At 47.2% G+C, this 21,465-nt stretch carries 16 protein-coding genes and 1 riboswitch; of the genes, 11 read left to right on the top strand and 5 right to left on the bottom strand.

Features of this window, described 5'->3' with window-relative positions:
• Nucleotides 1-334: 334 nt before the first annotated feature.
• Both ACFO1S_RS00945 and ACFO1S_RS00940 read left to right on the top strand, forming a co-directional pair.
• Nucleotides 335-2,074 (top strand): ABC-F family ATP-binding cassette domain-containing protein, encoded by a 1,740-nt coding sequence (locus tag ACFO1S_RS00945; RefSeq protein ID WP_204603977.1) that lies wholly within the window; start codon nucleotides 335-337, stop codon nucleotides 2,072-2,074.
• Nucleotides 2,075-2,088: 14 nt separating this feature from the next.
• Entirely contained in the window at nucleotides 2,089-3,663 is a 1,575-nt protein-coding gene (locus tag ACFO1S_RS00940) for an ABC-F family ATP-binding cassette domain-containing protein (protein ID WP_204603978.1), read from the top strand.
• Between the two features lie 322 nt (nucleotides 3,664-3,985).
• Here the strand turns inward: ACFO1S_RS00940 and ACFO1S_RS00935 are convergent, their stop codons facing one another.
• A complete protein-coding gene (locus tag ACFO1S_RS00935) occupies nucleotides 3,986-4,369 on the bottom strand; it encodes a VOC family protein (protein ID WP_204603979.1) in 384 nt (127 codons plus the stop codon).
• Nucleotides 4,370-4,470: 101 nt separating this feature from the next.
• Nucleotides 4,471-4,803 carry an ArsR/SmtB family transcription factor gene (locus ACFO1S_RS00930; RefSeq protein WP_378126082.1) on the bottom strand — a complete coding sequence of 111 codons (333 nt, stop codon included), beginning with the start codon at nucleotides 4,801-4,803 and terminating at the stop codon, nucleotides 4,471-4,473.
• Here ACFO1S_RS00930 and ACFO1S_RS00925 point away from each other — a divergent pair.
• Nucleotides 4,802-4,930, top strand: a complete 129-nt coding sequence (locus ACFO1S_RS00925) for a hypothetical protein (protein ID WP_378126089.1) — start codon at nucleotides 4,802-4,804, stop codon at nucleotides 4,928-4,930. The two genes, ACFO1S_RS00930 and ACFO1S_RS00925, sit on opposite strands and share 2 nt — an antisense overlap.
• Before the next feature lie 637 nt (nucleotides 4,931-5,567).
• On the top strand, nucleotides 5,568-7,127 hold the full coding sequence (locus ACFO1S_RS00920) for a tetratricopeptide repeat protein (protein ID WP_204603980.1): 1,560 nt from the start codon (nucleotides 5,568-5,570) through the stop codon (nucleotides 7,125-7,127).
• Between the two features lie 143 nt (nucleotides 7,128-7,270).
• Here ACFO1S_RS00920 and ACFO1S_RS00915 read toward each other — a convergent pair whose 3' ends face one another.
• Complete coding sequence (locus ACFO1S_RS00915; RefSeq protein ID WP_204603981.1) at nucleotides 7,271-8,686, bottom strand: MDR family MFS transporter; 1,416 nt, start codon at nucleotides 8,684-8,686, stop codon at nucleotides 7,271-7,273.
• A gap of 599 nt (nucleotides 8,687-9,285) precedes the next feature.
• Nucleotides 9,286-10,176: a hypothetical protein gene (locus ACFO1S_RS00910; protein ID WP_204603982.1), complete on the bottom strand. Its 891-nt coding sequence runs from the start codon at nucleotides 10,174-10,176 to the stop codon at nucleotides 9,286-9,288.
• A 627-nt stretch (nucleotides 10,177-10,803) separates the two neighbouring features.
• A riboswitch (cobalamin riboswitch) is annotated at nucleotides 10,804-11,009 on the top strand.
• Nucleotides 11,010-11,378: 369 nt separating this feature from the next.
• On the opposite strand from ACFO1S_RS00910, the gene ACFO1S_RS00905 reads away from it, so the two are divergent.
• Nucleotides 11,379-11,870: an NUDIX domain-containing protein gene (locus ACFO1S_RS00905; protein ID WP_378126053.1), complete on the top strand. Its 492-nt coding sequence runs from the start codon at nucleotides 11,379-11,381 to the stop codon at nucleotides 11,868-11,870.
• Between the two features lie 61 nt (nucleotides 11,871-11,931).
• A complete protein-coding gene (locus ACFO1S_RS00900; protein WP_204603984.1) occupies nucleotides 11,932-12,873 on the top strand; it encodes a LysR family transcriptional regulator in 942 nt (313 codons plus the stop codon).
• 20 nt (nucleotides 12,874-12,893) lie between these two features.
• Here ACFO1S_RS00900 and metE read toward each other — a convergent pair whose 3' ends face one another.
• On the bottom strand, nucleotides 12,894-15,164 hold the full coding sequence (gene metE / locus ACFO1S_RS00895; RefSeq protein ID WP_204603985.1) for a 5-methyltetrahydropteroyltriglutamate--homocysteine S-methyltransferase: 2,271 nt from the start codon (nucleotides 15,162-15,164) through the stop codon (nucleotides 12,894-12,896).
• A gap of 396 nt (nucleotides 15,165-15,560) precedes the next feature.
• Here metE and ACFO1S_RS00890 point away from each other — a divergent pair, with 396 nt between their 5' ends.
• The 5 genes from ACFO1S_RS00890 (at nucleotide 15,561) to ACFO1S_RS00870 (ending at nucleotide 21,442) form a co-directional block, all read left to right on the top strand.
• On the top strand, nucleotides 15,561-15,785 hold the full coding sequence (locus ACFO1S_RS00890) for a glutaredoxin family protein (RefSeq protein ID WP_204603986.1): 225 nt from the start codon (nucleotides 15,561-15,563) through the stop codon (nucleotides 15,783-15,785).
• Nucleotides 15,782-16,153: a class Ib ribonucleoside-diphosphate reductase assembly flavoprotein NrdI gene (gene nrdI / locus ACFO1S_RS00885; RefSeq protein WP_204603987.1), complete on the top strand. Its 372-nt coding sequence runs from the start codon at nucleotides 15,782-15,784 to the stop codon at nucleotides 16,151-16,153. The genes ACFO1S_RS00890 and nrdI overlap by 4 nt, the downstream gene beginning before the upstream one ends.
• Entirely contained in the window at nucleotides 16,150-18,243 is a 2,094-nt protein-coding gene (nrdE, locus tag ACFO1S_RS00880) for a class 1b ribonucleoside-diphosphate reductase subunit alpha (protein ID WP_204603988.1), read from the top strand. Before nrdI ends, nrdE begins: the two co-directional genes overlap by 4 nt.
• On the top strand, nucleotides 18,231-19,196 hold the full coding sequence (gene nrdF / locus ACFO1S_RS00875; protein WP_204603989.1) for a class 1b ribonucleoside-diphosphate reductase subunit beta: 966 nt from the start codon (nucleotides 18,231-18,233) through the stop codon (nucleotides 19,194-19,196). The genes nrdE and nrdF overlap by 13 nt, the downstream gene beginning before the upstream one ends.
• A gap of 983 nt (nucleotides 19,197-20,179) precedes the next feature.
• A complete protein-coding gene (locus ACFO1S_RS00870; RefSeq protein WP_204603990.1) occupies nucleotides 20,180-21,442 on the top strand; it encodes a sensor histidine kinase in 1,263 nt (420 codons plus the stop codon).
• The last annotated feature ends 23 nt before the right edge of the window (nucleotides 21,443-21,465 follow it).

Below are 21,465 nucleotides of genomic sequence, written 5' to 3'. Positions count from 1 at the left end.
GAAGGGGCAAGCATCAACATTTATTCATCACAGAGAAGGCACCCAATCGGGTGCCTTTCTATTGTAGTATTAGAACAAATCTCTTTTGCATGGTGTGGTTAAATGGTATGGAAGCCGAAAAAATTTAAGATACTTGGAGACTTTTTAAAATCTCGTCGAGAACGGTCTTTATTGCTACCGATGGAGCGCAGGGGAATTCAGGAATCAGAGGGGATACAAATGGATTGAGGTTGGTTGTAAACGGTGTTACGCTAACAACGGCAAGCTTAAAACTTATGTTGCAAACATCTAATGATAATAATCACTATTTCAGTTATAAAGAAAGGGTAATACGATGATAAAAGTTGAACGCTTATCCTTCTCGTTTCCGCAAAAAGAACTATATAACAACATTTCATTTACGTTAGAAGAAGAACAACATTGCGCTTTTATTGGAACAAGCGGCAGTGGGAAAAGTACATTGATTGATATACTGATGGACCCGGAAAGATATCTTTTCGATGGCAAATTAGAAATGGACCCCGATTGCACAATTGGATATGTAAGTCAGTTCTCAGAACTAGACAACATTAAAGAAAAAACAGTGTTTGAATATATAGGAGAACGATTTATAAAGATTCAAAATGAAATTCAATCGATTTGCACGGAAATGGAAACTTCATCGGATATAGAACCGTTATTGGAGAAGTATCAATTCGCTTTAGACGCATTTGATGCAATGGGCGGGGATGATTTTGAAAGCAACATTCATAAGCAGCTAAATCTAGCAAACCTCATGAAGCGAAGAGATCATAAGGTATCCGACCTGAGCGGCGGGGAATTCAAGCTTATTCAAGTGATGAAGGAAATGCTTAATCGTCCCGACTTCATGATTATGGACGAACCGGATGTATTTTTAGACTTCGAAAACCTAAACGCACTTAAAAAACTGATTAATTCCTACAAAGGAATGCTGCTGGTTGTTACGCACAACCGATATTTATTGAATCATTGCTTTAACAAAATTATACACCTTGAAAATAGGGAGATCCAAGAGTTCGATGGGCGGTATATGGAGTATAACTTCTCCTTACTTCAGACAAAAATCGAGTTGCAAGAACTCGCAGTCGCCGAACATGAAGAGAGTGAAAGAAACGAGAAAATCATCAATAATCTAAGGGCTATTGCAACTTATAATGCAGATGCCTCTAGAGGTAGAGCGTTAAAAGCTAGAGTTAGTTTTCAAGAGAGGTTGGAAGCGCGTAGAATTAAAGCGCCCTTCGTTGAGATTAAGCAACCGAATATTCGTTTCGGTATGGATAATGAAATGGAAGACGCCATTGTTGTAAAGGTCCATGATTATAGCGTTGCTTTTGACGAGCTGCTTTTAGACAAGGTTAACTTTGAGATAAAAACGACGGATAAAGTGGCCATTATCGGTCCAAACGGTACCGGAAAAACGACTTTACTTCGGGAAATCTTTAGCAATAATCATGATTCAATTGAAATAAATGCCGACGCTAAAGTGGCTTATTTATCTCAGCTTCAAGGTGAAATGCTAAATGATTCTAATACAATATTAGAAGAATTCATTGATGCGGGATTTAACACTTATGATGAGGTCAGATTGTATCTTTCAAACTATGGTTTTGAAGGAGAAATCGTTAATCAGAAGATAAAATCTTTATCTGGCGGAGAAAAAAACATCCTTCAATTGGCTAAAGTTTCTGCCAGTAGAGCAAACGTATTGCTTCTTGATGAACCGACAAGTCATTTAGACACCTATACACAAATCGCGTTGGAAAAAGCCGTTGAAGACTATAAAGGTGCGATTCTCATGATTTCCCATGATTTCTATTCCGTTGTAAACGGTATGGATTATGTTTTAATCATTGAGGATAAGACGATCAGAAAAATGAGTATGCGAAAATTTAGACAGATGATTTATGCTAGTCATTTTGATAAAGACTATTTAGAAATGGAACAAAAGAAAAAGGCAGTTGAAATGAAAATACAATTGGCTTTAAAAGATACTGATTTTGAACTTGCAAAAGGATTGGTTGATGAGCTAGAAAAGCTGATTAAGTTGCTATAGATGAGGTGATAGCCATGAGCGTAATACGGTTGGAGAACGTCACGAAGAAGTATGAAGAATCCATGATCTTTCGCGACATTTATTTTCGAGTTATGCAAGGGGAACGTATTGGCCTAATCGGACGGAACGGCGCCGGCAAGTCGACGGTATTTAAGCTCATCATGGGCAAGGAAGAGCCGACGTCCGGCAGAGTAGAAATAGATCCTCAGGTGCAAATCGGATATTTCTCGCAATTCTCGGAACTCAGCGGAGGCTTGTCCGTTCAACAAGAACTAGAAGCTTGCTTCGAGCAGGTTGCCCTTATTGAAAGAGAGCTGCAAGAGGTCGGAGATAAACTGGGTGCGGTTACCGACGATAGCGAGATGAATGCGCTGCTAGCAAGGCAAGCGGAGTTATTCGAGCAGATGGATCATCTCGATGGCTGGAACGTTTCCGTCGAGATTAATACGGTGCTTACGAAGCTAGGGTTCAATGACAGATCTCGCAATCAGCCAATCGATGAGTTGTCTGGGGGATGGCGTAACCGCGCGGCGCTCGCGAAGATGCTAATTGAGCTACCCGATGTCGTTCTGCTCGACGAGCCTACGAATTACTTGGATATGGAAGGGATCGCATGGCTGGAGCAGTGGCTGTACCGATTCAAGGGAGCCATGATTCTGGTGTCGCATGACCGGCAATTTATCGACAAGGTCGTCACGCGCACGATCGAGATCGAGAACTATCATTTTCAGGAATACGAAGGCAACTACACAGATTATGTCCGTAAGAAGAAGATGCGCAAGAAGGAGCTGGATCGCCAGTTCGAGTGGGAGGAAGAGCTGCTGCTCATGGAATCCGAGGCGATCGACGATCGCGCGAACCGGAATTCCGGTTCCAAGGACCGTCTCTCGCGTAAGCTGGCGGATAACAAGAAGCGGATAGAGCCGCATCCCGTTAACGTGCTGATTACCGATATCTACGAGAGGTTGCGCTTCCCAGACAAACTATGCGAAGTGAAGAAGATCGGGCAGACATACGAGGGCAGGCAGATCTTCGAGAATGTTAGCTTCGATATTCAGAAGGAAGATCGCTTGGTCATCGTGGGACCGAATGGAAGTGGAAAGTCCACGCTCATTAAGGCTCTCACCGGGCAGGAGAAGCCGGAATCTGGGGAGGTTGTCTGGGAGAAAGGCGTCAAATACGCCTACTTCAACCGGATGTGGGAGGAGCTCGATCCTAAGGATACCGTTAGCCACGCGGTGAATACGTATGGATTGGGACTGGATGCTCCGCGCAAAAAGGTGAACAGATTCCTAGCTATGCTGCAATTCTCGGAGGCGGATCTGAGCAAGGCGATCGGCAATCTGTCCGGCGGGCAGAAAGCTCGGGTGGCGCTGGCTAAGTGTCTACTCTCGGGTGCGGCCGTTATAATTTTGGACGAGCCGACCAACCATCTGGACCTCACGAGCATACAAGTTATGGAGCAAGCTCTGATCCATTTTCCCGGCGCGGTCATTACGGTAAGCCATGATCGCTTCTTTATCGATAAGATCGGGACCAAGATGCTGACCTTCGATCCGGTAACGGGAGTGACCGAACAGAGCTTGTAAGAGAGAGGCCCCACCTTAACGGCCGTAACTGAGTTGCACGGGAATGATGACACCGACTATCTGGCCGCTGATTACTTTGGTGGCTTTCCGTGTAGGATTAAGAATGAAGAATCGGATATTAAAAGGTTCGTAACTATGCGTCGCGGCAGCCCTTTTTGCATTTTTCGCCGATGCCCCCGTAAAGCCGGACCGTACCATAAGTGACGGCAAGTTTTTCGGAGCCGTTTGCTGAGAGTTAACACGACTTGCGGTTCTATCACAGCAAGGCGATTTCAAAGAACGGGCCATCCCACTATGGATGACCCGTTACTTCGTCATGAAATTACTTCTGAATTATCTGAATAAGGTTGCCGCAAGTATCGTCGAAAACAGCTATTGTGTTTTCCCCCATTTTTGTCGGTTTCATAGTAAACTTCACGCCTTTTTCCAACAACCGTTGGTACTCTTTATGAATATCTTCAACGCCAAACATTGTTGCTGGGATGCCATCCGCAGATATCTTCATTTGATATTCTTTGGCTGCAGGATGATCGTTCGGTTCGAGTAAAAGCTCTGTACCGTCTTGCTTATCGGGAGAAACAAGTGCTATCCACCTAAATTTTCCGACAGGAACGTCATGCTTTTTTATAAAGCCCAGTGTTTCTGTATAAAACTCCAATGCTTTGTCTTGATCTTGAACGAAAATACTGGAAACTATGATTTTCATCGTGTTTTTGCCTCCCTTTAATATTTGCGATCTTGACGCTATGTTAACAATCTGGCTCCAATCAGACAAAAACCATACATTCGTCAGAGGTTGTTAAAAGATTATTCTATCCATCCTTGCAGCAAATTTTTAAGTGGTTCATTACTGAATATAATCACTCGATATTTCCCCCTTTTTTCAGATTTTACGAGCCCTGCATCTTCCAATGTTGAAAGATGTTTAGCCACCGCCTGTCGTGTAATGACAAGGTCGTGCTTCGTAATGAGACGAACTGTAAGTTCATAAAACGTCTGCTCGTTTCGTTCGGATAGTTCGTCTAATATAAGCCGTCTAGTTGAGTCGCTAAGTGCTTTGAATATAGCGTCGTTGTTCATATTTCGATTATAAGCAACCCCGGAGTTGCGTGTAAAGAATAGGAAACTGGAAAGTTGCATGATCATTTTCAAGGAAGATTTCGACTTCGTCTACAACTATATTCACGCATCGGGCCTGGCGCCCTCGGACACAGATGTGGATTCGGCGTTGGATCATTTTATTAAGCTATACGAACGGGCAGGATAGCCAAGAAAACTTGCCGAACTATTGTAATTAGATACCTTACATTAGGTGAAGGGTGATTTCTTTTTTGAAAACGTTTCGTAAAAGGGAAAAACAGATTACGATTAATGGTTATCAATTCCACATCGTTATTAATGAAAAACCTAGTAATGAATTTGTCAATTTTAAGGTGTATTCATCCAAAACCTCATATTTCGAAATATTGTTTACATGGAAAGGCAGTTGGCACTTCAACCCTCATAGGCCAAAGAATTGCGAACGTTTGATTACATATGCAATTACAAATGGGTGGGAATATAGTCTAGAAAAGAAAACGTTGAAAATCGAACAAGGCGATTTTCTAATTGATCAATTAGGCTTGGATGTTTGATTTTCGGGTTAAGCTCTAACGGAAAACATTAGTTGAATCATTGACATTGGGCCGCCGATTACTTCGGTGGTCTTCAGTGCAAGGCTCGGGTACAAAAGATTGGCAATTATGCATCGCTGCGCATTTTTCGCGGATAGACCCGTTAAGCTGCACCTTACCATAAGTGAAGGCGAATATCGGTGCGCTATAATGGTAATGATCGTAAGAATGGTTATTAATGAAGTAATGCAACAGGTATCTCATAACTTTAAGAGGGCAGGATAAGTTGCAATGGCATTTAATAACAAACAACGCTACCGCTTTAGTGAAGCGCCTATATGGAATATTCAGCGGAAGTACTATGAAGAAGAAGGAACGAAGGCTTGGAACAATGACCAAGTTCCTCAATATATAACGAGTAATCCGATGATCGCTACTTCCTATGCCGAAATGATATTTGGGTTTCTTCAAGATCGGGCGAATAAGGAATATAGTTCGGAACCTGTTATGATTGTGGAGCTTGGAGCAGGAACGGGACGTCTTGCTTTCCATGTGTTAAGCGAGTTGTGCCAGTTAAGAGACTATGCTGGGACTTCACTACCTTCGTTCCGTTATATTATGACGGATTTGGCGATAAACAATGTTCTAGCCTGGAGGGAACATCCTGCTCTTCAATCTTTTATTGTCGAAGGATTACTCGATTTTGCGCAATTTGATGCTGTTCATGATATGGATCTGAACCTTGTTGTATCAGGCACAACGATTAGTGAGGGAGATTTAAAGCAACCATTAATCATTGTTGCCAACTATTTTTTTGATAGCATTCCACAAGAGTTGATTTATGTGGGTGATGGTCGAATTTATGAAGCAGATGTTTTTGTCGAATATCCCGAACATCATGGATCACTTAAACCTTCAGATTTGTTAGACCAAATATCTTTGCATTATGAGCATCGGCGGGCACCCGAGTATGAACAAGAAACCTATCCATACCGTTCTGTCATTGCAGTCTATCAGGAACAACTAGAAGATTCGCATATTTTGTTTCCTGTCGCTGGAATCACTTGTTTGGAGCGTTTGAATCGGCTATCTCAAGTGGCGGGATTCCTATTAATAACGGCAGACAAGGGAGACCACTTGCTTGATAAATGGAAATTCGCAGAACCGCCAGAGTTGATCCTGCACGGAAGTTTTTCTTTAACGGCAAACTACCATGCGATTCAGCATGTTTTTGAACGAAGAGGAGCCATGGCGTTATTCCCCCCGCATCATTATCAAAATATAAATGTGGGCTGTATTCTCAATATGGATAGACCAATGGACTATTTCAATACAAGATTAGCTTATCGTCGATGTATTAAACGCTTTGGTCCAGATGAGTTTTTCAGTTTGAAGATAGGGGTAGATCGCAATCTAGATAATATGGGATTACAACAATTCTTGAGTTTTTGGCGTCTGGGTGGATATGATGCGGAATTTTTCATTCAAAGTACGAAGCGGATCTCTAGTCTGTTGCTGGATGCAAACGATGATGAAAGGCAAGATATTTTGAGAGGCATACAGCTTATGTGGTCATCGCACTACGTAATGAAGCAGCGCTATGACTTGGCGTTGGATGCTGGATTAATACTGTTTGAGTCGGGAATGTACGAGGACTCCAAACGTTTTTTGGAAATTTCAATACATCAAGAACAAGATGAGATCGTATCGACCGTATTTTATTGTCTGGCTATTTGTTGTTTCGAGTTAGGGTTAGACGAAGATGCTCTGAGATACGTGCGGAAATTATTAGAACTCGAGCCTGATCATGAAGAGGCATTGGCATTGTTAAACAACTTTGAGTTGAGTTAGTCAATTTCTTTGGGGAAAAAATAGCAATTGCAAGATTGTGTAGGAAATCAATTGTACTATTTAGTAGAGCAACGTCAATAGGCCAACGTTGATCAGGGTATGATGGATCCACTTCTGCTTCGTGTGCTATTTGATTTCTTCGGTTAACGATTAGATTTTGTTACAAAATACCCCAGCACCAAAACAAGTATGGCGAGAATAAACTCAATCCAAAAAACCGTTTGTAGGCCGGTAAGAACGCTCTGTGTTTTCTCATGCACTGCTGTGGGATCGAGCGAATGTTGAAGATAACGATTGGATCCGGATGACATGACGCCAACGAACAAAGCGATGCCCATTCCCCCGGCAATTTGTTGGAGCGTATTGTATATGGCTGTGCCATGGGCGACTAGATGACGCGGAAGTTGATTTAATCCCGTTGTCTGTGCCGGCATGACGACGAACGATATGCCAACAAATAAGAGGATATGATTAAAAAGAACGGAACCTTGCGCAGTATCGCTGTCGATACCGGCAAACAGCCATAAGGATATGGCGATCAAGAGCAATCCGGGCACTATGACGAATCTCGGCCCGAATTTATCGAATAATTTTCCCGTTACCGGCATCATCATTGCGTTTAAAATACAGCCGGGCATCAGAATTAAACCTGCCGCGAATGCGGTCAGCTGCATCACATTCTGCAAATAGATCGGCAGCAATGTCGTGGTGGCGAATAGAACCATCATCAGGACGACTACCAATACCGCAACCAAAGAAAAAGTGCGATGCCGGAATACGGACAGATCAATCAACGGCTCTCTGATCTTGAGCTGTCTCCATATAAGCAAGAGCAAGAAGAGGCTTCCTAGGGCAATCAAGCCGTAACCCTCAAGCTTAGACCAAACATTTGTTCGTCCGAAGCCGTAGATGACGCAACCGAAACCGATGGTCGATAACACAATGGATAAAAGATCGACCCTTGGCTTGGTTAGTTCTGTCACATTCTTTAAGTACAGGAATGCATAAATAATCGAAAACAATGCAACAGGAATCACCATAAAGAATAGCCATCGCCAGTGTAAGGTATCGATGACCAGTCCAGACAAAGCTGGCCCGATGACAGGGGCGACCATAATGACCAGCCCCATGAGCCCCATGGCCGCACCCCGCCGTTCTAGAGGATAAAGAGCGAGAATCGTATTCATCATCAACGGGACCAATAATCCTGTCCCGCAAGCTTGAACGACCCTGCCCGTCAGTAAAATTTCGAATCCAGGGGATCCTGCACACAAGCAGGTGCCGGCTAAAAATAACCCCATAGCAGACATAAACATCTGGCGAGTCGTGAACCACTGCTGCAGCAATGCGGTCACCGGCACCAGTACGCCGATCACGAGCATATAACCCGTCGATAACCATTGTATGGTCGAAGCAGAAACATTGAATTCCCGCATCAAACCAGGAAACGCATTGGCAAGTAAATTTTCGCTAAGAAAAGCAACAAATGCGCCTATGAGCAGCGCGGCTAACATAGGCCCTCTTCTCAATCTGCTTGCTTCGTGAGCCTGCTCGTTCATCTTGTACCTCCCGAATGTTCTTTTTGTTCTGTCCTTGACACCGAATGGCCGGCCTGTCGTGCAAGTTATTCTGTCTACCCTCATCCATTGACCTAAAGAGAATTTTACGTGAAACTGGATGAATTGGAAAAAGCGAAAATGCTTCTCATTCTCGGAAATTCATTCCTAATTCGAAACCATTAGTGGGGCGCCCCCGTTTTTTCGCGTATTCGCGCATTATCTCTTGACAGGATGAGGTTTGGGGATTATGATAACGTGCCGGTTAACTCAATAAGGTAAATCAATAAAAAGGCCGACTTTTCGAAGCGCCTTGGCACCGAATCGTCAGCCTGTCGTGTAGATCATGACAATAAAAATCCATAAGCGATACGTTTACAGCCCTACATACGCTCCATCAGGCCAGCACAAAGGAGAACGTCCATCACAGGCGTTCTCCTTTTCGTCACGGATGATCTTCCATTGCCTCTCTTTCTGCTTGCTGCGCATAGGAATACCGAGCGAGCGCCCAATTTGTCCTGCGTTAAGAATGGTGAAGCGAAGCTTTAGCTCTGTGTTGACTTGAACTCCTTATAACCCCATGTTGCCTCAGGGCTGCAAAATCAACCGTCCGATGGGGCGTACTTCCCCACGTCCGGCTCGAATGCCGCTCCACTCGCCAGGTCCAGCTCCATGTGGGTGGTTCCGCGATCATCGGTCAGCACGCTCATTCGCGACCCGACGAGGGGAACGCGGTCGGCGCTGGTGCGCATGTGTGCTGAGACGACACGAGGAGCGCCGTCAACAATATAATTCACCTCAACCGTGAACATCGGGAAATTAAAGAGCCAACGGTTAGTAAAATTTACGGCGGTCAACGTCCCGGTACATGACAGCCCCTCCACGCGGAGTCGCTCGATGTCCGCCTGACGCCGCCGGGCGTGGGCAATAGAGCCGGGCAACCGCAGGAGTATGATGGCGGCCCAGAGGGCGAAGCTAGCTCCGACGACGGCGCCAAGCTCTGGCGGGATCGTCGGCGATGTCGCTATGGCCTCGAGGTCAAAGGGTCGCGACAGGTCGCTTGTCAGCGTCCAGAGCAGGAGGACTCCCGCGACTGCTGCGAGTCCTCCTGCTACCGACAGCGTCGCAAACAGGCCAGCCACCCTGGTCTGTCCAAACTGATCAATCGATCGCGAGTACACTCCGCCGGTCGTACCGATCGCGACGAACAGCAGCAAAACGGCGATGCCTACTGTGACCGGATGACCGAGGAGCATGTTGATCGCCGGTGTCGGTGCCATGCCGAGCAGTGCGCCGAACGGCACGGAGCCTGTCAGCGACCACAGTGCACCGGCTGTGAGCAGCCACGGCATCAGCGGAGCCGCGCGTCCGACGCGACGTCCCGGCCGGAGCATAGTCATCCGTCCGTTCTTATCCGTGGTGGAGAACAGTGGCAGCGTCTCGATATGTTCTTGCTGCCCGTGCTTCTGCTGACCCTCCGCAGCATCCCTCATTGGCATCGCCCTCCCGAGGAAGATACTCGCACCCTGAGCGGCGAAGGGGGATTCCCCGCGACTCGGCCAGGACGATCAACGATAAAATGTAGGAGCTCCTTCTCGTTTTCTTCCTCATTATTGAACGCTTTTTTGTAGGTGTTATGATATTCTAGGTACCGTAATAGTAAGTTTAACTTCCTATTATCTTTGTACTCAGCCATATATACCTTCCCCCCCAAAAAAATTTCTTATCTATATTTTACCACTATAAGATTGTCCGCTGTAATATCCCCAAGTCGACATGCATTTCAATATGGCGTGAGCAACTAACAGGTACGATAGTTGAACGAAACAAGCAGATCACCGGAGCAGCTGTTTCTTTCGCATTTGTCGCCGATAGACCCGTTAAGCTGAACCTCACCATAAATGACGGCTAAACTTTTTGATTGGAAGCAGTCATGTGAATGCATCCCCACTACTGATATGCTCATCAGGCAAAGGGACATTAACTTAATGGATATAGCTTAAATCTATATCAAAGTATAAATTATTGGTATTATGCTATATATAATAGACACATCTGTTGCTCTTGTTTTTATCGTTCATTGTCGAGTAAGATGTAGGTATAATAATTAATTTTGTATAAATTTCATATCGAGAACAGGTGTCTGATCGGCGAGCGTGCTTGTCGTTCCGACTTAAAAGGGAAGTTAGGTGCAATACCGACGCGGTCCCGCCACTGTAACGGAGGAGCAGGCAGCTCAACCAGCCACTGATCTACATTGATTGGGAAGGCCGCTGCCGAGTGACGATTCCGGAGCCAGGAGACCTGCCTGTTCTGACAGCACTGCTGTACCTACGGGAGATAGGGAGGTGTTAGATGAACCGTCATAATTTCACGATTATGAAGGCGTCTTTCCCTATGTTTCTTCACAGGGAAGACGCCTTTTATTGTTGCAACACGCTAAGACGTGTATCTGAAGGAAAATAAATCCTAGTTTGAAAAGAGAGAAACAGGCTCAACCATGAGGGAGCACATATTCATATCGCCGTTCGCCTGGGCAAAGTATTTGATCTTAGGATTGAATACTTTTTTATTTAGCAGTTTCTACCATGATTATCGATCACATTAACGTGGCCATTCGCACGGTTCCGGTATGACGGATTGGAGACAAGTGCTGAGTAGGCCATAATTAAATAAAAGTAAGTTGGTGGTCAGTGTGAATTATGAGTTTCCTGGTGCTTTGCCAAATCAAAATATAATATTAACGAAGACGTGCCTGATTGAAGAAGCTAACTGTGTGTTGATTATCGCCTTTTACAAAGGGAAATTGGTTCTTGTTCGACATCATAGTCGCGGATGGGAATTACCTGGGGGAAATAGAGAAGAAGGCGAACCAATTATACGAACAGTTATCAGGGAGATGTACGAAGAGGCTGGTGGAGAGCTTGAGTTGATCGAAAGGATAGGGCAATATCTAATTTATGAGCAGGGGCAGCTTCTATTTGTGAAAAATATCTATATCTCCAAGGTGAGCGCTCTAAGGGAGTTGCCGAAAGGGTTTGAAACCGAGGAGGTTATGCTGCTTGATACAATTCCAAAACAGAGCGAAATTATGGAAGATCCCGCATTTAGCCCATATATGAAAGACAATGTTTATCTCATTGTTTCTGAATGGATTAAGGAGCATCCGTTTAGGGTCGGCCAATGATTTTGTGTAAAAATTTTGCGAATGTCCGGCGGGTATAATTCTGAAGTGAAGGGGTATTCCAATGACCTTGCAGCAATTGAAATATATTCTGACCATCGTGAGTTGCGGCTCGATAAGCGAAGCGGCAAAGAAGCTGTTTATTTCGCAGCCAAGCTTGTCCAACGCGGTGAAAGAAATCGAGATGGAAGCCGGTATTGAGATTTTCCTTCGATCGTCCAAGGGAATCGTGCCCTCAAGCGACGGAGCGGAGTTTTTATCCTACGCTAGACAAGTCGTGGAGCAAGCCGAGCTTCTCGAGCAGCGGTATATGAATCGTAAGCCTTCGAAAAAGCTGTTCTCGATCTCAACACAGCATTACGCCTTCTCTGTGCAGGCTTTCGTCGGACTGCTGAAGGAGCTTAACGTGGATGAGTACGAGTGCACGCTACGCGAAACGCGAACCCACGAGATTATCGAAGACGTACGGAATATGAAAAGCGAGCTCGGAATCATTTATATGAGCGAATTCAACCGAAAGGTGATTCGGAAGATATTAAAGGACAACGAGCTGCAGTTTCATCCGCTGTTCCAAGCGGAAGCGCACGTATTCATCAGTGAGGAGCATCCGCTTGCCTCCAAGTCGCTGTTGGACATCGAAGATTTGGACGACTTCCCGTGTTTGGCCTTTGAGCAAGGCGAATATAATTCCTTTTACTACGCAGAGGAAATACTCAGTACACGATCGTACAAGAAGAAAATACTGGTCAGTGACCGCGCCACGCTATTCAACCTGCTGATCGGGCTTAACGGCTATACGATTAGCTCGGGCGTACTGAATAAGGATCTGAACGGGGAGCAAATCAAATCTGTACGACTTCGTACGGACGAGAACATACGGGTAGGTTACATCGTGAATCAGAAGGCGAGCTTGAGCCAACTGGCTGCCGCCTATGTGACGAAGCTCAAAACCGTCATTACGGATTTCGGCTATCCGATCATAAACCAAGAGGATGAGCTCGACTGAGCCCATCCTCTTGTATGTTATTATAGCGTTGCTCTTACTTCTTTGGCTGCTTGGACAAGGTTTTTCAAGCTGGCCCACGTTTCCGTGACACCGCGAGTTTTAAGTCCGCAGTCCGGGTTAACCCATAGCTTGGAGACTTCGATCTTGTCGAGCATGCGGTCCAGCCCTTGTTTAAGCTCGTCGACGCTAGGAATCCGAGGCGAATGGATATCGTATACGCCTGGTCCGACTTCAGTACGGAAGCCGCATTCGTTAATCGCATCGATGATGGCCAGATCCGAGCGCGACGCTTCGAACGTAATGACATCGGCGTCCATCGCATCGATATCGCGAATGATGTCGCTGAACTGGCTGTAGCACATATGGGTATGAATTTGCGTTTCGGCTTTAACGCCGCTGTGTACAAGTCTGAAGGCAGGAATCGCCCAGCTCAAGTATTCGCTCTGCCAGTCCGAATGACGCAATGGAAGCTTCTCTCTTAATGCGGCTTCGTCGATCTGAATAATCTCGATGCCGTTGGCTTCGAGATCGAGCACTTCGTCACGAATCGCAAGACCGATCTGAAGAGCGCTTTCCTTCAGGCTGATATCCTCGCGAGGGAACGACCAGTTCAGGATCGTTACCGGACCCGTCAGCATGCCTTTGACCAGCTTGTTAGTACGGCTCTTCGCGAACGCCGAGTATTCTACAGTAATCGGCTTGCTGCGGCTAATGTCGCCCCATACGACCGGCGGTTTTACGCAGCGTGTTCCGTAAGACTGTACCCAGGCGTTCTCTGTGAAAATAAAGCCATCCAAGCATTCGCCAAAGTATTCGACCATGTCATTGCGTTCGTATTCGCCGTGAACAATGACGTCAATTCCGATCTCTTCCTGCTGTGCGATGCACTCCGCGATCCGATCAAAGTTGAATTGCTTGTACTGTTCCTCGGTGATGTTGCCTTTCTTGAAGGCTGCGCGGTTTGCGCGGACTTCAGCCGTTTGCGGGAACGAGCCGATCGTCGTCGTAGGCAGCGGCGGCAGATTGAACTTCGCTTTCTGAATGGCTTCCCGCTCAGCGAACGCAGGCAATCTCGTGAAGTCGGCATCCGTCAATGCATCTACTCTCTTCTGCACCGAGTTGTCATTCGAAAGGCGTGATGCGCTGAACAGCTTCTCATTCTCTGTATAAAAAGCGGAGGCTTCAGGGCTCGCTTGCTCCAGGATCGACTTGAGTTCTGCAAGCTCGCGCAGCTTCTCTTCCGCGAACGCGAAATATTGCTTATTCGCCGCCGTCAGCTTCGTTTCGTGCTTAATCGTGTATGGGACATGAAGCAGCGAGCAGGAAGTGCCGAGCACGACTTGGCTGGCATGCTTGCCGATCTCGCGAACGAGGGCAATCGTCTGCTTATATTGGTTTTTCCAGATGTTCTTGCCGTTGATTACGCCGGCGAACAGCACCTTGTCGCTTGCGAAGCCATGCTTGCGCACGAGGTCCAAAGACTGCTTGCCCTCGACGAAGTCGATGCCGATCCCGTCGAACGGCAACGCTTGAAGCACCTGATAGCAGTCACGAACGTCTCCAAAATACGTTTGCGCGACAACTTTTACGCTGCCTTTGGCGGACAGGATACCGTTATATAGCTCCTTGAACAGCGCGATATCTTCCGCAGTCAAATCCGTTACCAATGCTGGCTCATCCAGTTGAAGCCATGCTGCGCCAAGAGTGTTCAATTGGTTCAGGACAGCCGTATAAGCTTCGACAACCGCAGGCACGAAATCCTTCGCTTTCTTCGAGCCGGTGAATCTCGCGAGCTTGAGCAGGGTGAATGCTCCGATCAGCACAGGCTTGGTTGCGATGCCGAGCTGTTTTGCTTCCGTAAATTCGTCGAACAGCTTCGATCCGGCCAAACGAATGCTTGTCGTATCGTCGATTTCGGGTACCATATAGTGATAGTTCGTGTTGAACCATTTTTTCATCGCCAGCGCTTTAACGTCGCCTTTGTCGCCTTGATAGCCTCTTGCCATTGCGAAATACGTCTCCAGCGGGCTTAGGCCGAGCGCTTCGTATCTTTGCGGAACGATCCCAAGCAAGCAAGCCGTGTCGAGCAGTCCGTCGTAGAAGGAAAAATCGTTGGACGGGATGAAATCGACGCCGTTCTCCTGCTGAAGCTTCCAGTTTGCCGATCTAAGCTGAGCCGCCGTTTGTTGCAGTTCTTCGACGGGAAGTACGCCTTTGAAGTATTTTTCGGATGCGAATTTAAGCTCTCTAAGCGCGCCGACTCGCGGATAACCGATGATGGATGCTTTCAATTGAAACAGCCCCTTACGTGAGATATGTTGGCTTTAGTATAGAGCGCGGAAACTGTTATCGGGAAACACAAAAAAACTATACCAAGGCATAGTTTTTTTGTATGGCCCAAACGAAAAGCCTGTTAAATCAATATATTGATGAGAAAGGACAGTAATCTCGATTATCGTGCTATATATTGTACTGTTGATGCACGTGTGCTATTATAAGTATACCTCAATTAAATAGGAATATTGGTCAGGTGCTAATGCTGTTAAAACGTATGGATTCTATGTTTCAGCGCGCCATTGGCATAAGGCCCGCTATCTAAAACTGGAGTCGAATGGTATCGGTTGCCGCGCTCTCATCCCCGAGGGTGCTTTTTTATTCGACCAAAACGAAACCGGAGGAGAATCGGTATGAAGCTTTATACGAAAACGGTATGTCCGAAATGCATGTGGATCAAATCTGAAATTGCGCGTTCTGGTGTCGCAGTCGAGATCGTCAACATCGATCATGACGAAGAGGCGCGTAATAGACTAGTGGAAGCGGGAGTCATGAGCTTGCCGGTTATGGAAGCTGGCGGCGAGTTTATTTTGGATACGAACGAAATGGTCAAACTTATGGAGCAGGTGAACGTATGATCGCTTTTGCGAGCCGTACTGGTAACGTTCGATACATTGTTTCGCGGCTTGGGTTGCCTGCGATCGAAATCGAAGAAGACCGTATGCTCGCGGAGCCTTTTTTGCTTTTTACATATACGGACGGCCTAGGGGAGATCCCGGCCAAGGTGAAGCTGTTTCTTGAGAGGAACGGCAAGCTTTGCCGCGGCGTCATCGTGAGCGGCAACAGTAATTTCGGCCATAACGTGTTCGGAGGAGCCGGCGATGCGATCGCGCGGCAGCTGAAAGTCCCGCTCGTGCGCAAGATCGACTTGCGCGGCTTCGCGGAAGACTATGAGGCCATTCACGACTATTACGAGCAATGTTTCCGAAAGGAGCACGTTGGATGAAATCCTATTTGAAATTGAACAACGAGATGCTGAATCAATTCAGCCGGACGGGAAAGCTGGATCTCGCCAAGGATAAAGAGGCAACGCGCCGCTACTTTCTGGAGCACGTCAACGTAAAACTGCGTTACTTCATCGATACGGAAGAAAAAATTCGGTATCTCGTCGACGAGGGCTATTATGAATCCGAATTTTTGGAGCAGTACGACATGTCGTTCATCGAACAGCTTTACGAAAAGGCGTACGCTTACGAATTTAGGTTTCCTTCGTTCATGAGCGCGAGCAAATTTTATGAAAGCTATGCGATGAAAAGCAGGAATGGCGAGGAAATACTTGAGAAGTACGAGGATCGCATCGTCATTACCGCGTTGTACTTGGCGCAAGGGGACGAGCAGCTGGCGGAGCGAGCGGTAGAGGTCATGATGTCGGCATATCAGCCGGCAACTCCAACCGCACTCAACAGCGGCAAAAAAGCGCGCGGGGAGCTTGTCAGCTGCTTTAAGCTGACGATGGACGATTCAATGAGCAGCATTGCCGAGAATATCGGCTATTGCTTGGAGTTGTCTCGCCTAGGCGGAGGAGTCGGGGTAAACGCAACTGACCTCAGACCGCTTGGCGATCCGATCAAGGGGATACTGAACCGCGCGAGCGGCATTATGCCGGTAGCGAAGCTGCTGGAGAACTCCTTCTCCTACTCGAACCAATTGGGTCAGCGCAACGGCTCCGGCGTGATTTACCTGAACATTTTCCACGCGGACATTGAGAACTTCATCTCGGCCAAGAAGCCGAACGCCGACGATAAAATCCGCCTTGCGACGTTGTCAACTGGAATTATCGTTCCGAGCATCTTCTTCGAGCTGATGAAGCGGGACAAGGACATCGTGCTGTTCAGCCCGTACGACATTTACAAGGAATACGGCAAAAGGATGTCCGAAATCAGCATTAGCGAAATGTACTATGAACTGTTGGACAATCCGAACATTCGTAAGATCAAGCGGATCAATGCGCGCAAATTGTACACGGAGGTCAAGAAAGCGCAGTTCGAATCGGGCTATCCGTTTGAGGTGTTCGACGATCAAGTGAACGAGAAGCATCCGCTGCGCAATCTAGGCCGGGTGAAGATGTCCAACCTGTGTACGGAAATCCTGCAGGTTCAATCGACGAGCATCATTAACGACTACGGCACGGAGAACGAATACGGCTTAGACGTATCCTGCAACCTGGGCTCTCTTGACATTCATAAGGCGGTGCAAGAGAACGACTTCGAACAATTGATCGACACGTCGATGCGCCTATTGACGAACGTGTCCATGATGACGGAGATCAAGAACGTTCCGTCGATCGCTAAAGCGAATCGCCTCATGCATTCGGTCGGCCTTGGCCTGATGAACCTGCATGGCCATTTGGTCTCTCAAGGAATATTGTATGGCTCGAAGGAGTCCGTTCAGTTTATTGACGCATTCATGGAAGCCGTCAACTACTACACGCTGCTTGCGTCAATGCGGATTTCCCAGCAGAAGAAAGCAACGTTCCACGGCTTCGAACAGAGCGATTACGCGAACGGTACTTATTTCGACCAATACGTGTCCAAAGAAGTTACCGAGCTGCCGGAGCAAGTGAGAAAGGCGCTTGGCAACGTTCCGGTGATTACGCAGGAGATGTGGGGCTCCTTGAAGGAGCAGGTCATGGAACACGGCTTGTTCAACGCCTATCGCCTCGCGATCGCGCCAACCGGAAGCATCTCTTATATCCGTAGTAGTACGGCTTCGATTGCGCCATGCACGGAGAAGGTGGAGATCCGCGATTATGCCGACAGCCGCACCATCTATCCGATGCCGTTCTTGAACAACGACAACATCTCTTTATATAAGGAAGCTTATGAGATCGACCAGTATCGAATGGTAGACCTCTACGCAGCTGCTCAGCGTCACATTGACCAAGGGATATCGATGACCTTATACGTGACCGATCAATGGACGACCGAGCAGTTGGCCCGCCTGTACATCTACGCCTGGATGAAAGGGATCAAGACGGTGTACTACGTACGTCAGCGCCTGCAAACGATCGAGGAGTGTGTTTCATGTTCGATTTAAAAGCATTCGAAGCCGTCAACTGGAACCGCAACCAGCATGAGCTGACCAAGGTGTTCTGGGACCAGCAATGGAAGCAGATCTGGTTCCCGGAAGAAATCGCGGTCAGCAAAGACATCAAGCAATGGCAGGACTTCGCGCATCAGGATACCTATAAGAAGGTGCTCGGGGGCTTAACGCTGCTCGACACCATTCAGACCAATATCGGAATGAACGAAATCGCCCGTTATGAGCCGAACTTGCAGGAGAAAGCCTTGTACACGGTGTTCGCTTCGTTCGAAGCCATTCATGCAAAATCTTACTCTTACATTTTCACGACCCTGTGCACGAACAGCGAGATCGACGCGATCTTCGACTGGGTCAAGCGCAACGAGTATTTGCAATATAAGGCGAAGCAAATCAGCGACGTATATCTTTCGATTAAAGAAGGCGACGAGGTCTCCTTGTGGAAGGCGATGTTCGCGTCGGTCATGCTCGAATCCTTCTTGTTCTACTCCGGGTTCTTCTTCCCGCTGTACTTGGGCGGACAAGGCACCCTGCGGAACAGCGCGGAAGTTATTTCGCTCATTCTTCGGGACGAGTCCATTCACGGCGTTGCAATCGGGTATTTCGCCCAGCAGCGTTTCAAGCAATTCACGGCGGAGCAGAAGGAGCAGCTGACGGTCTGGGCCTACGAGTTTCTGCTCGATCTTTACCATAACGAAGTAAGCTATACGAACGACTTGTACGCGGAAACCGGACTTAGCCCAGATGTCAAAAGCTATGTCCGCTATAATGCGAACAAAGCGCTCATGAATATCGGCTTTGAAGTCATGTTCCCGGACGAGGAAGTGAATCCGATCGTCATGAATGGAATTCGCAATGAGGGCTCGACATATGACTTCTTCTCACAGAAAGGCTCCACGTACGCAGTAGCGAAGGTCGCTCCGATCACAGACGATACGTTTCGATTTTAATACTAGGCACCCTTGTCATGAGGGTGCCTTTCCTTTCGCCGATAGCCTCGTTAAGCTGAGCCGTATCATAAGTAGCGGCAAGTTTTTTGGGAAACAGGCTTCTGCGACTTTTCTGAGGTTACAAAAGCCCAGCTATGTGGAACTTAATGAGGAGACAGGTTAAACTGAAGAAAACAAGCCGAGGGTGTGCCAAAGGAGACAAGATCAATTTCGTGAGCCATTCGAATAGATTACACCTCATACGGCTTATCCTTGTGCTGATTGCCGCTGCCTTCATTCTTCAAGCTAACCCCGTGCAGGCAAGCTCGCAAGAGGATCAAGATCGGGCATCAAAGATCGCTTGGGAAGCCTATTATTTCGGAAATATGACGAAGGGACAGTTGCCCTCGGAATGGCAGCCATTCTCTCAGATGGATTCGGATCGGAATGGCGCTCATCCAGGCGACGAGCTTTGGCTTAAAGCTAATCTTTCGAAAAAAGGGGTTTCATCGGGGCAGCTTCTGGTTTATTCCTATCAAGTTAAGGATTTTGAGATTACCTTATTTCTGGACGGCAAGCCTGTCTTCAAGTCAGAGAAGCTTCTGCCATCGGGATTTATTTCTTGGAGAATGATTTCGTATGACAATATAACGGGTCATGAAGATCAGGTACTGGTAGCTCGCATTTCCCCTCATCAGAATCTGGAAGGCTTCGAGGTATGGTTCGGAACCTCATCGACATTAGCGCTAAAGCTGCTACGAACGGAAGCGCCGATGTGGGCTGGGGCAATTGTGCTATCGCTGTTAAGCGCGGTATCTTTACTATTGTATTTTTTTAATCGCAGCCAAACGCTTTTTATTTATTTTGCCGTTTTTTTCGCGAGTCTTGCTATAGATTTAACCGTCTTGTGGGGAGGCTGGCAGTTCGCTTTCCGACCGGAAGCTCTATGGGTCTGGGGATCGCTCATTCACTTTAATTGGTATATTGGATATGCCAGCGGGATTATGATTACGTATGCGATTGTTGGCGGTAAAGGCAGCAAGTGGATACGTAATCTGGGTTACGCGGTGTTAGTCTATGCCTTTGTTGCGGTTGCGGGTTGGCTGTTGTTCGGTGAACAAGCGCAGCTGCTATTCTATCGACTTTTTTACGATTATGTTTCGACATGTCTGTTACTCGCATTAATCGTTGTTCTTTTTCTTGCCCTTAAACGGCGAAGAAATTCAGAAATCATGGTGTTTGCAATCGGAAATGCCTTGTTTATTGGAGGGCTTGTACTTGGCCGGGCGGTGAGCGGGCAATTCGGACTCTTCCCTACGACGCGGACCTTGTTGACGTCGCATCACGCGCTTGCCCAGATCGGCTGGACCTTTCTTGGTTTCGGCGGGGCAATCATCTGTCTGGGGATAATCATGGGAATGCGGCTTATGCGTATGGCACAGTTACGTTCAACGAACAAGGAGCTGGCGAAGGTAAATGGCGAGCTCATAATAGCCAATGAAAAGCTATCCCACATCGATCAGATTCGCAGCAATATGTATTCCGAAGTGAGTCATGAGCTCAACACGCCGATTACGGCGATTAAAGGTTATGTCCAGTTAATGCTCAATGGTACGATTCCGGCGGGAGAAACCCGCTATCTTCAAGTCATTCATGATAAATCGCTGGTGATGGAGCGGATGATCGACGATATGCTGGAAATCGTCCGGCTTGAAAATAAACATATTCAGTTCGAATATGAGCTTGTTCCGTTTGAGGCTTTATTCGCCAGGCTGTGTTCGAAGGTGCAGATGGACATGCTGGAGCAGGGCTTTACCTTCTCCTGGGTTCCGATGCCGGAGCCTTATTGGCCTGATCGATTTACGGCCATTTACGCCGATCCGATGCGCGTGGAGCAAGTGTTTGCTAACTTGTTGTCGAATGCGCGGAAGTTTACAGCTCCGGGAGGCACGATTCGCATCGAGGCGACAATGGAGGGACTCGGGGCTCAGCCTTCAGCCATTACTATCCGGATAATCGACAGTGGGTGCGGGATAGAGGAGGGCGAGCGTGAGTCTATTTTCGAGCGCTATTATCGGGGGAAGGGTGCTAAGACAGGAGCGATTACGGGAACGGGGCTGGGATTACCGATATGTCGAGAAATTATGAACGCTCATGGCGGCGAGGTCGGACTTGAACGTTCATCTGCTCAAGGAAGCACATTTTATATCCGTTTTCCGTTGCGTTATGCACATGAAAGGGAGAAGAAGCCGGAGGAGACCGCATAAGGGCGGGAGCCTCCTTTTTTTCA

It is taken from the genome of Cohnella boryungensis, from assembly GCF_042651945.1.
Taxonomy (GTDB): domain Bacteria; phylum Bacillota; class Bacilli; order Paenibacillales; family Paenibacillaceae; genus Cohnella; species Cohnella boryungensis.
The sequence above is the reverse complement of the archived record's forward strand: the minus strand, read 5'-3'. Positions and strand labels throughout refer to the sequence as shown.

Bases quoted from the DNA above. Each gene is read 5' to 3' on its own strand.
- ACFO1S_RS00925 (WP_378126089.1), top strand. From the start codon at position 4,802: ATGATCATTTTCAAGGAAGATTTCGACTTCGTCTACAACTATATTCAC.
- ACFO1S_RS00945 (WP_204603977.1), top strand. From the start codon at position 335: ATGATAAAAGTTGAACGCTTATCCTTCTCGTTTCCGCAAAAAGAACTA.
- nrdE (WP_204603988.1), top strand. From the start codon at position 16,150: ATGAAATCCTATTTGAAATTGAACAACGAGATGCTGAATCAATTCAGC.
- ACFO1S_RS00890 (WP_204603986.1), top strand. From the start codon at position 15,561: ATGAAGCTTTATACGAAAACGGTATGTCCGAAATGCATGTGGATCAAA.
- ACFO1S_RS00870 (WP_204603990.1), top strand. From the start codon at position 20,180: ATGATTACGTATGCGATTGTTGGCGGTAAAGGCAGCAAGTGGATACGT.
- nrdI (WP_204603987.1), top strand. From the start codon at position 15,782: ATGATCGCTTTTGCGAGCCGTACTGGTAACGTTCGATACATTGTTTCG.
- ACFO1S_RS00915 (WP_204603981.1), bottom strand. From the start codon at position 8,686: ATGAACGAGCAGGCTCACGAAGCAAGCAGATTGAGAAGAGGGCCTATG.
- ACFO1S_RS00940 (WP_204603978.1), top strand. From the start codon at position 2,089: ATGAGCGTAATACGGTTGGAGAACGTCACGAAGAAGTATGAAGAATCC.
- nrdF (WP_204603989.1), top strand. From the start codon at position 18,231: ATGTTCGATTTAAAAGCATTCGAAGCCGTCAACTGGAACCGCAACCAG.
- ACFO1S_RS00930 (WP_378126082.1), bottom strand. From the start codon at position 4,803: ATGCAACTTTCCAGTTTCCTATTCTTTACACGCAACTCCGGGGTTGCT.
- ACFO1S_RS00935 (WP_204603979.1), bottom strand. From the start codon at position 4,369: ATGAAAATCATAGTTTCCAGTATTTTCGTTCAAGATCAAGACAAAGCA.
- ACFO1S_RS00920 (WP_204603980.1), top strand. From the start codon at position 5,568: ATGGCATTTAATAACAAACAACGCTACCGCTTTAGTGAAGCGCCTATA.
- ACFO1S_RS00910 (WP_204603982.1), bottom strand. From the start codon at position 10,176: ATGAGGGATGCTGCGGAGGGTCAGCAGAAGCACGGGCAGCAAGAACAT.
- ACFO1S_RS00900 (WP_204603984.1), top strand. From the start codon at position 11,932: ATGACCTTGCAGCAATTGAAATATATTCTGACCATCGTGAGTTGCGGC.